The sequence below is a fragment of the Streptomyces sp. NPDC048604 genome (assembly GCF_043199435.1).
Taxonomy (GTDB): Bacteria; Actinomycetota; Actinomycetes; order Streptomycetales; family Streptomycetaceae; genus Streptomyces.
Map to the genome: position 1 here is coordinate 143,149 of NZ_JBICVX010000003.1, position 16,129 is coordinate 159,277.

The following is a 16,129-nucleotide window of genomic DNA, read 5'->3' on the forward strand; positions in this document are numbered from 1 at the left end:
TTCTCAGACGTACGGGCCGACCGCGATGTCGACATGCGTCGGCGGCGGTGCGCTGGTGTCGGTCTCGGCGCGGAAGTCGATGCCGTCGTCACGGCAGATGAACTGCATGACCTGCCGGCCCGCCGCGGCCGCGCGGATCAGGCCGCCGGTCGTGGCCCACACCCCGGAGAGGTAGAAGTTCTCCAGGCCGGGGAGGACCGGACCGTTCCTCTTGACCAGTTCCTCCATCGCCTCGCCGCTCTCCACGAAGGGCTGCCAGCCGAGGAACGTGCCCTCGAAGCTGCCCGTGTAGCGGATCTGGGTGAGGGGGGTGGCCACGTCCTTGACCGCGACCGAGGCCTTCAGGCCGGGGTGCAGCTCCTCCAGGAAGTCCACCACCGTGTCCCGTACCGCCCGTTTCGCGAGCGTGTACGCCTTGCCGCGTTTCACCGGCAGCGTGTGCAGGTCCGCGCCGCGCCTCGGGCGGGTGAGGCGCTCGGGGCCCTCGGCGAGGTCCCGCCAGGGCGCGGTGTCGGAGAAGTACGTGGCGTAGATGACGGACGTGTCCCGGGGCGACAGCTCCGGGTACAGCCGGCTGCGGAACTGGACGTTCAGGCTGGGGTGCTGGAGTCCCGTCAGGCGGGCCGCCGTCGCCTCGTCCAGCAGGTGTGTCGTGGTCGGCACGGCGTCGGGGTAGGGGCGGCGCAGGCCCAGGAAGACGCTGACGTAGCCGGGGAAGATCATGCCGGGCTCGTGCAGCGTCTTCCGGTACAGCGTCTCGTACTCGCCCTCCAGATAGCGGCCGTCCAGCAGCTTCAGGAACGTCGCCGGGCCGTCGCACGCGGAGACGACGAGGTCGGCGAAGTGCTCGCTGCCGTCGGAGAGCCGGACGCCGATGGCCCGGTCGTCCTTGACGAGGATCTCCTCGACCATCGCGTTGTACGTGATCTCGCCGCCGAGCCGCAGGTACCGCTGCTCGACCGACCGGGCCAGCTCAAGCGAGCCGCCCTCGGGCACGCCGGCCGAGCGCAGGTACTGCGCGGCCATCTGGAAGAAGAACGGCAGCACCGGGAAGTTGGGCTGCTTCTCGTACAGGATGTAGTTGAACGCCTCGCGCAGCAGCGGGTCCTCGAAGCGGGTGGAGTACTCCGACATCAGCACCGACATCGAGGTGCGGAAGAGGTTGAGGTACGGGACGAAGCCGGCCAGCATCCGCCACCGCTCGCGCCGCGTCATCAGGCCCACCGGCTTGAGGAAGGGGTACGCGGGCAGGCAGGTGATGAACCTGCGCAGCCCCGCGCAGAAGGAACGGATCCGGCGGGCGTCCGCCGGCGACAGCTCCAGCAGGTGCGCTTCGAGACGGTCGGGGTCGCAGTAGAAGTGGACGACCCGGCCGTCCGCGCCGCGGATCGTGTTGAAGACGTCGAAGTGCCGCATCTCCTTGCCCTGCAGCGCCCCGAGTTCGAGCCAGATCTGGTGCATCTCGTTGCCGGGGCCGTTGCCGAGGAGCCAGCTGACGCAGGCGTCGAAGGTGAAGTCGCCGCGGTCCCAGCCGGTGCAGCAGCCGCCGGGGAGTTCGTGCATCTCGAAGACGCGGGTGCGGTAGCCGTTCATCCGCGCGTACGCGCCGGTGGACAGGCCGCCCAGACCTCCGCCGATGATGATCATCGAGTTACGGCGGGCGGCTGCTCGCTGCTGCCGATGCTGCTGCTTCACTTCACCCTCCGCTTCTCCAGCTGCGGCAGCCGGCCGAGCTTGCCCGGATGCCAGGGCTCCGTCCCGCCGCTCTCCCAGGCCCGGAACTCCAGGCCCAGGTCCCGGCACAGGTACTGGGCGGCGAACCGGCCGCTCGCCGCGGCCCGGATCAGACTGCCGCCGCCGAACCACTGGCCGGCCAGCGTGAAGCCGTCGAGGCCGGGCAGCCGCAGTCGGTCCTTGTTGATCAGGCCGGTGATCACGTCGTCGGCGGGGGTGAAGGACTTCCAGCCGAGGATGCTGCCGCCGCGCACGCCGGTGTACCGCTCCGTGGTCGTCGGCGAGGCCACGTCGACGACCTCGATCGCCTCCCCGATCCCCGGATGGTGCCGCTCCAGGAAGCCCCGGACGAAGTCCGCCACCTCCTGCTTGCGCGCCCAGTACGCCTTGCGGTCGGTGCGGCGCAGCAGCTTCCAGGAGGCGTAGTCGGAGAAGTACGTGCAGTGGATCACCGACTTGCCGGGCGGGGCGAAGCCGTCGGAGTAGCGCGAGCGCAGCTGGACCACGAGGCTGTTCTGCATGCAGCCGGGCAGCGCCTTGCTGTCGGCCTCGGAGAGCAGGTACGTGGTGCTGTGCCGGGCGGCCGGGTCGAGTTCGTCCTTCAGGCCGACGAACGCGGAGACCACACCCGGATAGAGCAGGTCCGGCTCCTCGGCCATCTCCGTGAAGAGCTTGTCGGTGCGCGGACTGGCGTACCGGCCGCCGAGCAGGCCCTGCAGGGTCGTCGCGCCGTCGCAGGCGGAGACGACGTGTTCGGCGTAGTGCCGTTCCCCGCCGCGCAGTTCGACGCCGACAGCGCGGTCGTTCTCGACGAGGACCCGCTCCACCCGCGCCCGGTAGTCGATCCGGCCGCCGAGGCCCAGGTACCGCTCCTCCACCGAGCGCGCCAGGCCCAGCGAACCGCCCTGCGGGAAGCCGGCGTTCCGGTGGTAGGCGCTGGCCATGTTGAACAGGTACGGCAGCAGCGGGAAGACCTCGTGGTCCTGGAAGAAGATGAACGGGAACGCGCGCCGCAGCAGCGGGTCCTGGAAGCGGTCGCAGAACGTCTCCATCCGGGTCACCGCCGTCCGCCACAGCGTGACGAACGACGGCAGCACGGCCCGCAGCATCCGGAGCTTCTCCCGGGGGGACTGCAGCGGCGGCGGGGTGAGGAACGGGTACAGGTTGATGCCGATGAAGCGCCGCAGGTCCCGGCAGAACGCCCGGATCGGGCGGGCGTCGGCCGGGGACAGCTCGAGGAGGTGCGCTTCGAGGCGGTCGGGGTCGTTGTAGAAGGTGACCGAGCGGCCCGTCTCGTCCGTGACGGTGTTGAACATCTCGAAGTTGGCGACCGTCTTGCCGTCCAGCGCGCCGAGTTCCCGCCACAGCCGGGCGGCGTCGTTGCCCCGGCCGGTGCCGGTCAGCCACTCGATGCAGTAGTCGAAGACGTAGTCCTGCCGGGACCAGGCCGTGCAGCAGCCGCCGGGCAGTACGTGCCGCTCGAAGATCCGGGTCTCCGCGCCGCTCATCTGCGCGTAGCAGCCGGTGGACAGGCCGCCGATGCCGGCGCCGACGACGATCACTCGCGGCGGTTCGTCCGCGGTGCGCGACGCACGGCGCTCCCATACGGTCCGGTGTTCACGCGACATCCGACTCGTCCTCCCTGCCGCGGGCCGGGCCGGCGAGGAACACCACGTCGTCGCCGAGCGCGGTCCGCGTCAGCGCCGCGTTCCGCCCGGCCGGCTTCTCGTCGAGCATCTCCGCGTGCAGTCCGCTGCCGCGCACCAGCCGGGCGTCGGTGGTGGAGGCGGCGTGCCAGCTGCCGCGCTGCCCCGCCCCGTACAGCCCGGCCTTCGCCTCGTCGGCGATGACCGTGACCGTGGCGGCGACCGTGCCGTGGTTCGGGGTGCGGCCGCAGTACTCCAGGTAGTCCCTGGCCTGGGCGAGGGTCTGCTCGGTGACCGTCTCCGAGCGGGTGTGGCGGCGCAGATGGTCGCGCAGCTCGTGCTCGAAGGCCTCGATGTGCTCGGCGGCCAGACCGTAGGTCTCGGTGATCCGGTACGAGTCCATGATCACGACGTGCGGGACGCGCCGGCCGCGCCGCTCCAGCTCCTTGGCGACCTCGAAGGCGAGGTTGCCGCCGAGCGAGTAGCCGAGCAGGAGGCAGGGTCCCTCGGGCCGCAGCCGCTCGACGAGGTCGGCGTAGCGCACGGCCTTGTCGCCGTCGACGTGGTTGAAGGCGTGCAGTTCGTACTCGGGCAGGGAGGCGGCGAAGTGCCGGTAGACCAGGCCGTGGCCGCCGGCCGGCGGGAAGCAGAACAGCGGGGTGGCCGCGCCGGTGTTGAAGGTGAGGTGGGACAGGACGCCGTCGGTCCTCCCGGTGACGATGTCCTCGACCGTGCGGGCCATGCCGTGCAGCGTCGTCACCTTGAACAGCAGGCCGACGGGGATGGCGATGCCGAACTCCTTCTGCAGGTGGTGGATCAGCTCGATGAGGGTGATCGAGCTGCCGCCGGCGGCGAAGAAGTCGGAGCGCAGACCGATCCGGTCGACGCCGAGGACGGCCTTCCAGTGGGCGGCGACCCGCTCCTCGTAGAGCGTGACCGGTGGTTCGTGCTCCTCCTCGGGGGAGGTGTCGGGGGCGGCCGGCGCGGGCAGCGCGGCCGGGTCGACCTTGCCGTTGGGGGTGAGCGGGAGGGCGTCGAGCACGGTCAGGTGGGCGGGGATCAGGTACGTGGGGAGCTGGGCGGCGAGGTGCCGGCGCAGGGCCCTGGGGTCGGGGCGCGCGCCGTCGGCCGCGACGACGTAGCCGCAGAGGGCGGGCTCCCCGCCGGTGTCGGTGCGGACGGTGACGTACGCGTCCAGGACGCCGTCGGCACAGGCCAGCAGCGACTCGATCTCGCCGGGTTCGATGCGGTGGCCGCGCAGTTTGATCTGGGCGTCGGCGCGGCCGATGAGGTGGATGCGGCCCCGGTCGTCGCGGCGGGCGAGGTCGCCGGTGCGGTACAGCCGCTCGGGCGCCGTCCCGTCGAGGTCGACCTCCACGAAACGGTCGGCGGTCTGCTCCGGGTCGCCGGCGTAGTCGACGGCGAGGCCGGGGCCGCCGGCCCACAGTTCGCCGACCACGCCGGGCGGCACGGGCCGCCGGTGCGCGTCCAGGACGTGCAGGACGCAGTTGGGCAGCGGGACGCCGATGGGGACGGCGGCGTTCGGGTCGAGGCCGTCGGCGGGGCCCTCGAAGCAGGCGCTGTCGACGGTGGCCTCGGTCAGGCCGTACGAGTTGACCACCCGGGTGTCCGGTCCGGCGAGGCGGCGCAGCCGCTCGTACTCGGCGACCTTCCAGGTGTCCGAGCCGACGACGAGCAGCCGCATGAAGTCGAGCCGGTGGCCGCCCTCCTCGCAGTGCCGCATCAGTGCGCGGACGACGGCGGGCACGAACTCGGCCGAGTCGACGCCCTCGGCGATCATCGCCTCGTGCAGCCGCGCCGTGTTGAGCAGCAGTTCCCGGTCGGCGAGCACGAGCCGCCCGCCGGAGCACAGGGCCCGCACGAGGTCCCCGGTGAAGACGTCGAACGAGAGCGCGGCCATCTGGAGGTGCACGCCGGGCGAGGCGTCGAGCCCGTAGGCCGCCCGCCAGGCCCCGTACAGGGCGGCGAGGGAGCGGTGCGAGACCCGGACGGCCTTGGGGCGTCCAGTGGAGCCGGAGGTGTGGATGACGTAGGCGAGGGCGCCGGGGTCGGGGGCGGGGTCGGCGACGAGGTCCGCCGCGGGAACGTCATCGGGCCCGGTGTCGAGGCTGACGTCCGTGACGAACTCCGCCTCCAGACCCGCGAGTTTCCCGCGGGTCGCGGCGTCCGTGACGACGCGCGTCGCGCCCGCGTTCCGCGCCATGTACGTCAGGCGGTCCGACGGGTGGTCCGGGTCCAGGGGCAGGTACGCGGCGCCCGCGCGCCAGACCGCGAGCAGGGCGACGATCAGCTCGGGGGACTTCGGGAGGCAGACGGCGACCACGTCTCCCGCGCCCGTGCCGCCGGCGCGCAACTGCGCCGCGAGGGCCGCCGAGTCTCGGTCCAGTGCGCCGTACGTGACGTGCCGGGCCTCGCCGCCGGACGCCGCGCCCGGCACGGTGACCGCGACCGCGTCCGGGGTACGGGCGGCCGCCTGGGCGAACAGGACGTGCGCCGGGAGGTCCTGGGCGACGACCGGGCCGCGCGCGGCCGGTCCGTGCAGGATCGCGTGCCGCTCGTCCGCGCCGAGCATGTCGAGCGCGGCCACCGGCCGGTCGCCGGCGGAGCGGGTCAGCGCGTCGAGCAGGGCCGTGTAGTGGCGGGCGAGCCGCTGCACGGTCCCGGCGTGGAACAGGTCGGTGTTGTACTTCAGGACGCAGTGGAAGCGGTGCTCGGACTCGTCCTCGTACGCCGACAGGGTGAGGTCGAACTGCCCTTCCTCCTCGGGGAGTTCGATGTAGTCCAGGTGGTAGCCGTACTGCTGCGAGGAGACCTTGTGGGCGAGCAGGATGAACATCGCCTGGAAGACCGCGGAGCGGCTCGGGTCGTGCGGCAGGCCCAGCTTCTCGACGAGGAGCACGAACGGGTACTCCTGGTGGTCGAGCCCGCCGAGCACGGTCCGCCGTACCTGGGCGAGCAGCTCGGCGACGCTCGGGTCGCCGGCGAGGTTCGCGTACAGCGGCAGCGGGTTGACGAAGTACCCGTACACCGACGCCAGTTCCTCGTCGGTACGGCCGGTGACCGGGCTGCCGACGACCACGTCGTCCTGTCCGGAGTGCCGGTGGAGCAGCAGGTGGTAGGCGGCGAGCAGCACCATGAAGACGGTGACGTCGTGCTCCCGGGCCAGGGCGTGCACCCGGGCGCTCAGCTCCTCGTCGAGGACGAAGAACTCCGAGGCCCCGTTGTGGGTCTGCACGGCCGGCCGGGGCGCGTCGGTGGGCAGGGCCAGCGGCGGGAGCTCGGCGGGCAGCGCGCCACGCCAGTACTCCAGCATCCGGTCGGCGTCCGGGGAGGCCAGGAAGCGGTTCTGCCGGTTCAGGAAGTCGAGGTACCGGGCGGGGACGGCGGGCAGGTCGACGGTGCGGCCGGCCCGCATGCCCTCGTAGAGGGCCAGCAGTTCCTCGATGAAGGTGAAGGTGGAGATCGCGTCCGAGACGATGTGGTGGACGGCCTTCATGAGCACCCAGCGGTCCCGGCCGCGCCGGAACAGCCGGAACCGCATCAGCGGGTCCTCGGCGAGGTCGTACGGCCTGCGGTACTCCGCCACGATCAGCTCGCGGATCTCGTCCCACTCCAGGCCCTCGACGTCGAAGACCCCGAAGTCGGGCTCCGTCCGGTCCGAGATCCGCTGGACGGGACGGCCGTCCTCCAGGAAGACGTTGGCGCGCAGCACCGGGTGCCGGGCGACGAGCACGCGCACGGCGGCGGCCATCAGCTCGGGCTCCAGCTCGGTGCGGACCTCGACCGCGCCGCCGATGTTGTAGGCGAAGCCGTCGGGGTTGAGCTGCTTGAGGAACCACAGGGCCTTCTGGTTCTGCGTCAGCGGATGCCGGTCGGGGTCCTCGTGGATCTCGACCGCGATGTCCGCCGCCGGGCCGGCCGTGCCGGCCGCCAGGGCCTCGGTGGCCTCGTGCAGCTGGGCGACCAGCTCCCGTACCGGCGCGCCGCTGAGCAGTGCCACGACCGGCAGCGCGACGCCGGTGGCGGCCTGGACGCGGGCGCGCAGCTCCATGGCGAGCAGCGAGTCCAGGCCGAGCGCGCCGAGACCGCCGTCGGGGTCGATGCGGTCCTCGGGGACCCGCAGCACGGACGCGGCGGGGCCGGTGAACCGGGCGGCGACCAGCGCGGCGCGCTCCTCGCCGTCGGCGGCGGCGCGGAACCGGGCCAGGTACGCGGCGGGTTCGTCGGCGCCTTCGCCCGGCGCGCCGGCCGCGGCGGTCCGGGCGGCCTCGGCGGCCAGTCCGGCGACCAGCGGGGGCGAGGTCGGGTACCAGGCGAGGAACGCCTTCCAGTCGCTGATCGTGGCGATCAGTAACTGCGCGCGGTCCTGGCCGAGGACCCGCTCCAGGACGGCCGTGCCGGCGGCCGGGGTGAGCGAGGTCATGCCGCGGACCGTGCGGTAGTGCTCGACCAGGCTGAGCTCCTCGATCATGCCGGTCGCCCAGGGCCCCCAGTCGAGACTGAGCGCGGGCAGGCCGCGGGCCCGGCGGTGGTGGGCCAGCGCGTCGAGGAACGCGTTGCCTGCGGCGTAGTTGGTCTGTCCTGCGGTGGTGAGCAGGGAGCCGACGGACGCGAACAGCACGAAGTGGTCGAGGGGTTCGTCGCGCAGGAGCCGGTGCAGCAGCCAGGCGCCGGCGGCCTTCGGGGTGAAGGCGGCATCGAAGACGGCCCGGTCCATGTCGCGCACGGGGGTGTCCCGGACCTGCCCGGCGAGATGGAACACACCGCGTACGGGCGGGGCGTCCTGGGCGCGCCGCTCGGTGAGCCAGTCCGCGAGCGCCTGCTCGTCGGCGATGTCCAGCGCGGCGTGCACGGGGTGCGCCCCGAGGGCCTCCAGCTCCTTGACGAACCGCGCCCCGGAGCTCGTCGGCGCGTCCGGGTCGAGGGCCCGCCAGGTGGCCCGGTCCGGCAGCCCGGTCCGGCCGACGAGGATCAGATGCCGGGCGCCGCGCTTCACGAGGGACCGGCACAGCAGCCGCCCGAGCGCCCCGAACGCCCCGGTGACCAGGTACGCCCCGTCGGCGCGCAGCCGCGGCGGCAGCGGCCGCGTCAGCCCCTCCGGCCGTACGAGCCGGCTGACGAGGCGCCGCCCGTCGCGCAGGGCGACCTCGTCCTCGGCGGCGTCGGCGGGCGCGAACAGCTCGCGCAGGAGGTCGACGGCCTCGGCCGCCCCGGGGGCGGGGTCCAGGTCGATCAATTTGCCGGGGTGGTCGGTCAGTTCCTGGTGACGCAGGACCCGGGTGACGCCCCAGGCCGGGGCGCCCAGGGGTTCCGTGGGGGCGCCGGGGGCCGTGGTCTGGGCGCCGCGGGTGACGACGTGCAGGGCGGCGGGGCGGCTCCGGGCGGGCGCGTCCTGGAGGGCGCGGGCGAGTGCGACGAGGGAGTACGCGCCGGTCGCGGCGTGGGCGTCGAGCCGGTCGCGGGAGGTCTCGTCCAGGGCGGGCAGGTCGAGGTTCCAGAGGTGGACGATCGCCTCGTAGGGCCCGAGGGCGAGGAGCCGCCCCAGGTGCTCGGCGTCGCCGGGGACGACCCGGCTGTCCCGGCCGTCGGGGTCGTGGGCGTACGCGTCGCCGGGGCGCACCAGATGGCAGCTGCCGCCGCGTGCGGCGAGCAGCTCGGCGAGGGCGTCCGCGGTGCCGCCGGGGCGGTCCGCGAGCAGCAGCCAGCGGTCGGGGGCCGCGACGGGCATTCCGTCCGTGCCGGGGGCCGCGACGCGCTCCCCGTCCGGGCCGGCGGCCTCTGTGTCCTCGTACGGGGCTTCCGTCCAGGCGAGTTCGGCGAGCCAGCCGTCGATCGTGGCGAGGCCGACGGCTGCCCCGGCCTGCTCGACGTCGGCGGCGCGGAAGCCCCGGACATGGCCGGCGGAGCGGCCGTCCTCCGTATACAGGGCGATGTCGCCGACGAGTTCGTCGTCCCCGCGCCGGGTCACGGTGGCGTGCGCCCACAGGGCGCGGTCGCCGACAGGGACGGTCCGCACCTCGTCGACGGACAGGGGCAGCAGCATCCCGGTGGCGTCCTCGCCGGACGCGGGCGGCCCGGCCGTCAGCAGGGCCTGGAAGCAGGCGTCGAGCAGGGCGGGGTGCAGCTGGTGGCCTGCCGCGTCGCCGTCGAGGACGGCGGGCGGGCGGATCAGGGCGAGGGCCTCGCCGTCGGACCTCCATACCTCGGCGATGCCCTGGAACGCGGGGCCGTAGTGGTAGCCGCGCGCGCCGAGGGCGGCGTAGCAGGCGTCGGCGTCGAGGTGCTCCCCGCGCCGCTCGGGCAGGACGCCCGCGGCACAGCCCGCCCCGCGGCCCGTGCCGCCGCCCGTACCCCCGCTCGTACTGCCGCGGACCACGCCGCAGGCGTGCACCGCCGGTCCGTCGCCGCCGGCCGACGCGATCGTGAACGCGGCGGACTGCTCCGACAGCGACAGCTGCACCGTGCGGGGCGCGTCGTCGGGCAGGAACAGGGCCTTGCGCAGCTCGATGTCGCCGAGCACGACCTCGGTCGCGCCGGTCAGCGCCCGCACCGCCTGGGTGGCCATCTCGACGTACCCGGCCGCGGGGAACAGCGTCCGGCCCTGGATGCGGTGGTCGGCGAGGTACGGCGTGGACTCGACGTCCAGCGCGGCCTCCCAGGCGGGTTCGGCGGTCTCGAGGCGGCGGCCGAGGAGCGGGTGGTCGACCTGCCCGAGCCGGACCCGGGCGACGGGCTCGGGCTCGGTCCAGTACCGGTCCCGCTTCCACGGATAGCGGGGCAGCGGCACGGCCCGGCCGCGCGGCTGCAGCACGGTCCAGTCGACGGGGACGCCGAGGGTGTGGAGGGCGGCGAGGGAGGTGGTGAAGCGCAGCGACTCGTCCTCGGCGCGCCGGATCGACGGCAGGATGGTGGCCGGTCCGCCGCCGTGCGCCTCCAGGCATTCGCGGACGGAGTGCCCGAGCACGGGGTGCGGGCCGAGTTCCAGGAAGACGCGGTGCCCGTCGGCGGCCATCGCGTCGACGGCGGCGCGGAACCGCACGGTGTCGCGGACGTTGCTCCACCAGTACCCGGCGTCCAGCTCGGGGCCCTCGCCGCGGCCCTCGCGGCCGGTCAGGTACAGCGGCAGCCGGGCGGGGCGCGGCTTGATGCCGGCGAGACCGGCCCGCAGCTCGTCCTCGATCGCGTCCATGGCGGCGCTGTGGTACGGCACCTCCACGTCGAGGAACTTGGCGAACACCCCGTCGGCGCGCAGGGCTTCGGCGTACGCGGTGAGCGCGGTCCGGTCGCCGGCGAGGGTGAGCGCGCCGGGGCTGTTGACGGCGGCGACGGAGATCCTCTCCCCGTACGGCGCGGCCCGGCGCACCGCCTCCTCCTCGGACAGGCCGACGGCGAGCATGCCGCCGGCGCCGGCGAGCCGGTGCTGGAGCCGGCTGCGGCAGAGCACGATCCGCACGGCGTCGGCGAGGTCGTACACGCCGGCCTCGTGGAAGGCGGCGACCTCGCCGGTGCTGTGGCCGACGACCGCCGACGGCTCGACGCCGTGGGCGCGCCAGAGGGCGGCGAGGCCCACCTGGACCGCGAAGTTGGCGGGCTGGGAGAGCCAGGTCTCCGCCATCCGGGACCGCTCGACGGGGGCGGCGAGCTCGTCGACGAGGGACCAGCCGGCCTGGGCGGCGATCTCCCGGTCGACGGCCTCGACGGCCGCCCGGTAGACGGGCTGGGTCGCGAACAGGTCGCGGCCCATGCCCCACCACTGCGGGCCCATGCCGGTGAACACCCAGGCGGGGCCGGGGTGCCGGCCGTCGCGGGAGTCGCCGTGCACCACGCGGGGATGGTCCTCGCCGCGGGCGTGCGCGGCCAGGGCCTCGTCGAGCTCGGCGCCCGTCTCGTACACCACGGCGAGGCGGGCCTCGTGGTGCTGGCGGCGGTGGGCGTAGGTGTGCGCCAGGTCGGCGGGGTCGGCGGCGTACGGCCCGGCGAGTTCGGCGCGGACGGTCGCGGCGTGGTCCGGGAGCACGGCGGCGTCGTGGGCGCTGAGCGGCAGCACGGAGAGCCGGGGGCGGGTGCCGTCGGCGGCCGGTTGCTCCGCCGGCGCGGGCGGGGCTTCGAGGAGGACGTGGGCGTTGGTGCCGCCGAAGCCGAAGGCGTTGACGCCGGCGCGGGCCGGTCCGTCGTGGTCGGGCCAGGGGGTGAGCCGGTCGGGGATGCGGAACGGGGCGGCGTCCAGGTCGATCGCGGGGTTGATCCGCTCCAGGTTGATGTGCGGCGGGATCAGGCGGTGTTCGAGGCTGAGGGCGGTCTTGATGAGTCCGGCGATGCCGGCGGCGGACTCGGTGTGCCCGATGTTCGTCTTGACCGAGCCGACGTAGCAGGCGTCGCCGGGGCGGCGGCCGACGGCGAGGGCCCGGGCGAGCGCGCCGGCCTCCACCGGGTCGCCGACGGGGGTGGAGGTGCCGTGCGCCTCGACGTACTGCAGGGCGCCGGGGGTGATCCCGGCCTGGGCGCAGACCTGCTCGATCAGCGCGACCTGGGCGTCGGCGCTGGGCACGGTGATCCCGTTGGTGCGGCCGTCCTGGTTGACGCCGGTGGCGGTGATGACGGCGTGCACCGGGTCGCCGTCGCGCAGCGCGTCGGAGAGCCGTTTGAGCGCGACGATCCCGACGCCCTCGGCGCGTACGTATCCGTCGGCGCCGGCGTCGAAGGTGCGGGAGCGGCCCTGCGGGGAGAGGAAGCCGCCCTTGGTCTCGGCGATCGTGTACTGCGGGGTGAGGTGCAGCAGGGTGCCGCCGGCCAGGGCGAGGGAGCTCTCGCCGCGCCGCAGGCTCTCGCAGGCGAGGTGGACGGCGACGAGGGAGGAGCTGCACGCGGAGTCGACGGAGAGGCTGGGGCCGCGGAAGTCGAAGCAGTGCGAGAGCCGGTTCGACACCATCGTCATCATCGTGCCGGTGGCGGTGTGCGCGCCGAGGGTGTCGAAGCGCAGGTCGGCGAACTGCAGGATCTTGTAGTCGAGGGTGAACGCGCCGACGAACACGCCGACGTCGCGCCCGGCGAGCTCGGCCGGTTTCTGTCCGCCGTCCTCCAGGGCCTCCCAGGCGACCTCCAGGAGCTTGCGCTGCTGCGGGTCCATGGAGTGCGCCTCGCGGGGGCTGATGCCGAAGAACTCCGGGTCGAACTCGTCGAAGCCGTCGATGTATCCGCCGCGCCCGCCGACCAGCCGGCCGGGCTTGGCCTTGTCGCGGGAGCCGAGCCCGGCCGCGTCGTACCGGTCGGGCGGGGTGTCGGTGATGCAGTCGCGGCCCTCGACGAGGTTGCGCCAGAAGGACCGGTGGTCGTTGGCGCCGCCGGGGAATCGGCAGCCGATGCCGATGAGGGCGATCTTCTCGGAGGACGGGTCGGACGGCGTACGGGCGTGTTCGGGCATGAGCGGTCCCTTGCATCGCGACAGGAGAAGGTGATGAAGAGCGAAGGAGGAGTGCGGCGGGCGGCCGGCGGCGTCAGCCGGCGGTACGGCGCCAGGGGCTGACGAGCGTGGCGAGGATCCGGCCGGTGGCCGGGAACGCGTCCGGGTCCGTCAGCCCGACCATCTGCGGCGCGCAGCCCGGCCGCCAGGTGTAGCTGCCGAACAGCTTGTCCCAGAGCGCCAGTTCGGAGCCGTAGTGGCCGGCTTCGGACAGGTCGGTGCTGTGGTGCAGCCGGTGCTGCTCGGGCCCCGCGAGGACATGGTTCAGCGCCCCGAGCCGGACGCGGACGTTGGCATGCACGAAGTACCCCTGGGCGACGGTGAACAGGCCCACCGCGAGCAGCGCCCGCCCGGAGAGCCCGGCCAGCGCCAGCGCCAGTTGGACGGAGCCCTGCGAGATGACCACGTCGGCGACGTGGTTGACCCCGTTGTTCCCGACGTTGACCTTCCCGGGCACGTGGTGCACGCCGTGCAGCCGCCACAGCCAGGCGTAGGTGTGCCCGGCGCGGTGCACCGCGTAGCTCGCGAGCGAGCCCACCAGGAGCGCCAGGGGTATCTCGGCCCACAGCGGCAGCGCCGGCCGGGGCCGGGCGACCGCGCCGGCCGCGAGCAGCACCGCGTTCTGCCCGGTGGCGCCGCCGACGGCGGTGAGCACGTAGTACACGCCGTACCAGCCCCATTCCCGCCGGTCCGGCCGCCAGCTCGGCTCGTACGGGATGAGGTGCTCCAGGAGCGCGAGGTAGCCGAGCACCGCGAACTGGAACAGGAAGATCGTGTGGCCGGGCGACCAGCCCCGCGCCTCGATGAGGACGTAGACCGTGCCGGCGGCGAGCAGCAGGACGGGCTGGACGGTGACGGCCAGCAGTTCGCGTCCCGGGAGCCGGGGCATGGCGGACCTCCTCGCTGCGAGGGTGCGGGTACGTGGGAGCGCTCCCCGGACGTGCGCCGCCGCCGGGGAGCTTGATGACAGTATGAAATTGGGCGACTACGCACAGCAATAGGGATCAAGGGGCGCACGGTGTCGTGAGCGCCGCCTGAGTGATCCACGCACCCCCGGGGCGCACGCGGTGAGTTCTCGCCAACGACGATTGAAACGAGGACATAGGGCCAGGTGAGGGCCAGGTCGGGAGGGCGTGGAGCCGGATCGATTCGGCAGCGGCCGCGGGCCGCGAATGCGCCGCGCGGGGGCGCGCGGATCGGCGCGCCCCCGCGCTCCTCAGCTCTCGTCGCGCGCCAGCCGGAAGCCGGTGTTCACGGCGAGTAGTCCCCCGTCGACACGGAGCGTGGTCCCCGTGATCCACGAGGCGTCGGCGGAGGCGAGGAAGGCGACGGCCGCGGCGATGTCCTCGGGGCGGCCGACCCGGCCCAGCGGGTACACCCGGCGCGCCAGTGCGTCGAGCTCCTCCTGGCGCCCTTCCCAGGCGCGGGTGGCGACGGTGCCGGGGTTGATCTGGTTGACCCGGACGCCGCGCGGCGCGGCCTCGCCGGCGAGGGTGCGCGTGAAGGAGCCGAGCCCCGCCTTGGCGGCGCTGTAGGCGTGATTGCCGAAGTCCTGTTCGGCGTTGACCGAGCCGATGTTGACGATCGCGCCCCGCCCGGAGGCGGCGAGCAGCGGCAGCGCGGCGCGCGCGCAGCGCACCGCGCCCATCAGCGTGACGGAGAGGCTCTGCGTCCAGGCGTCGTCGGGCTCGTCCTCGAAGGGCCCGTCGGCCGGGACGACCCGCGCCAGCGCGTTGTTGACCAGCACGTCCAGGCCGCCGAAGCGCTCGGCGGCGTACCCGACGGCCGCCTCGACCGACGCCCGGTCGCCGACGTCGCAGCGCAGCGCCACCGCCCGCGGGATGCCGGCCGCGGTCTCCTCGGCCGCCGCGAGGTCCACGTCGGCGAGCAGGACGGTCGCGCCCTCGGCGGCGAGCCGGTGCGCGGTGGCCGCGCCGATGCCCCGGGCCGCTCCGGTGACCAGTGCCGTGTGCCCCTGAAAACGTCCCGTCTGAAAACGTCCCGTCTGATCCGTCATGGCGCCGAACGTACCGTCAGAGCACCGAGTGCACCGCCCTGATCAGCGCCTGCGCCCGCGGATCGGCGGTGACGGTCTTGCGCATCCCGTTGGTGACGTAGCCGAACGCGACGCCGCTCTCCGGGTCCGCGAAGCCCAGCGAGCCGCCGCGCCCGGGGTGGCCGAAGGAGCCGGGGCCGAGCAGCGGGGAGGCCGGGCCGTGCAGCATGTGGCCGAGGCCGAAGCGGGTGCCGACGATCAGCACCTTGTCGTGCCCGGCGGACTCCTCGGTGCGGGCCAGGGCCACGGTGGCGGGGGCGAAGAGCCGCCGGCCGTCGACCGGGCCGATGGTCGAGGCGTAGAAGCGGGCCAGCGCGCGGGCGGTGGCGATGCCGGCGGAGCCGGGGAGTTCGGCGGCCCGGTAGACCGGGTTGTTCTCGTCGGGCGCGGGCCGGATGACGCCGAAGGCCCGGCGGGTCAGCGAGGCGGGGTCCTCGTACGCGGCGGTGACGGCCCGCTTGGGCCGCAGCCTCAGCGCGCCGCCGTCGGCCGGTTCGAGCTCCTCGACCGGGCCGAGCCGGCCGACCCGGTGGGCCTCCTCGGCCGGCAGCCCGATCCACAGGTCGAGGCCGAGCGGGCGGGCGATCTCCTCGTCGACCCAGCGGCCGATGGTGCGGCCGGTGACCCGGTGGACCAGGCCGCCGACGAGCCAGCTGAAGGTGTGCGCGTGGTAGCCGTGCGCGGTGCCGGGCTCCCAGACGGGGGCCTGCGCGGCGACCGCCGCGAACGCGGTCTCCCGGTCGACGGCCTCCTCGAGGGTGAGCGGCCGGTCGAGCACCGGCAGCCCGGCGCGGTGCGCGAGCAGCTGCCGGACGGTGACGCGGTCCTTGCCGGCGGCCTTGAACTCGGGCCAGTACGAGCCGACGGGCGCGTCCAGGTCGAGCTGGCCGCGCTGGTGGAGCAGCAGCGGCACGGCGGCGGCGACGCCCTTGGTGGCCGAGCGGACGACCTGCGCGGTGTCCAGGGCCCAGGGCGCGTCGCTGCCGGCGGCGTCCCGTGTGCCGGCCCACAGGTCGACGACCTTGGCGCCGTCGCGGTACACGGCGAGCGCCGCGCCGCGCTCGCCGCGCTGCTCGAAGTTCCGCAGGAACGCGTCCCTGACCGGCTCGAATCCGGCCGTCACCGTGCCCCGGACGTCCACGTCCCCACTCTCCCTCTCGTACGTGCGCTCCCATGGTGCAACGCAGGCGCACGGGGTCCGATTCCGGGGTC

Annotated in this window: 6 protein-coding genes; all 6 read right to left on the reverse strand. The window is 74.0% G+C overall.

What is annotated here, in order from left to right; translation table 11 throughout:
- Nucleotides 1-3: 3 nt before the first annotated feature.
- Nucleotides 4-1,647 (reverse strand): phytoene desaturase family protein, encoded by a 1,644-nt coding sequence (locus ACGFMM_RS07345; RefSeq protein WP_393644703.1) that lies wholly within the window; start codon nucleotides 1,645-1,647, stop codon nucleotides 4-6.
- A 44-nt stretch (nucleotides 1,648-1,691) separates the two neighbouring features.
- Nucleotides 1,692-3,362 carry a phytoene desaturase family protein gene (locus tag ACGFMM_RS07350; protein WP_393644005.1) on the reverse strand — a complete coding sequence of 557 codons (1,671 nt, stop codon included), beginning with the start codon at nucleotides 3,360-3,362 and terminating at the stop codon, nucleotides 1,692-1,694.
- Nucleotides 3,352-12,822 carry an amino acid adenylation domain-containing protein gene (locus ACGFMM_RS07355; protein ID WP_393644007.1) on the reverse strand — a complete coding sequence of 3,157 codons (9,471 nt, stop codon included), beginning with the start codon at nucleotides 12,820-12,822 and terminating at the stop codon, nucleotides 3,352-3,354. The genes ACGFMM_RS07350 and ACGFMM_RS07355 overlap by 11 nt, the downstream gene beginning before the upstream one ends.
- 73 nt (nucleotides 12,823-12,895) lie before the next feature.
- Nucleotides 12,896-13,750 (reverse strand): sterol desaturase family protein, encoded by an 855-nt coding sequence (locus ACGFMM_RS07360; RefSeq protein ID WP_393644009.1) that lies wholly within the window; start codon nucleotides 13,748-13,750, stop codon nucleotides 12,896-12,898.
- Nucleotides 13,751-14,077: 327 nt separating this feature from the next.
- Nucleotides 14,078-14,878, reverse strand: a complete 801-nt coding sequence (locus tag ACGFMM_RS07365) for an SDR family NAD(P)-dependent oxidoreductase (protein WP_393644011.1) — start codon at nucleotides 14,876-14,878, stop codon at nucleotides 14,078-14,080.
- Between the two features lie 16 nt (nucleotides 14,879-14,894).
- Nucleotides 14,895-16,058, reverse strand: coding sequence for a serine hydrolase domain-containing protein (locus ACGFMM_RS07370; protein ID WP_393644012.1), 1,164 nt, complete (start codon nucleotides 16,056-16,058; stop codon nucleotides 14,895-14,897).
- Between the last annotated feature and the right edge of the window lie 71 nt (nucleotides 16,059-16,129).

Excerpts from the sequence above, each read along its gene's own strand:
- ACGFMM_RS07355 (WP_393644007.1), bottom strand. The coding sequence starts at position 12,822 with ATGCCCGAACACGCCCGTACGCCGTCCGACCCGTCCTCCGAGAAGATC.
- ACGFMM_RS07345 (WP_393644703.1), bottom strand. The coding sequence starts at position 1,647 with ATGATCATCATCGGCGGAGGTCTGGGCGGCCTGTCCACCGGCGCGTAC.
- ACGFMM_RS07365 (WP_393644011.1), bottom strand. The coding sequence starts at position 14,878 with ATGACGGATCAGACGGGACGTTTTCAGACGGGACGTTTTCAGGGGCAC.
- ACGFMM_RS07350 (WP_393644005.1), bottom strand. The coding sequence starts at position 3,362 with ATGTCGCGTGAACACCGGACCGTATGGGAGCGCCGTGCGTCGCGCACC.
- ACGFMM_RS07360 (WP_393644009.1), bottom strand. The coding sequence starts at position 13,750 with ATGCCCCGGCTCCCGGGACGCGAACTGCTGGCCGTCACCGTCCAGCCC.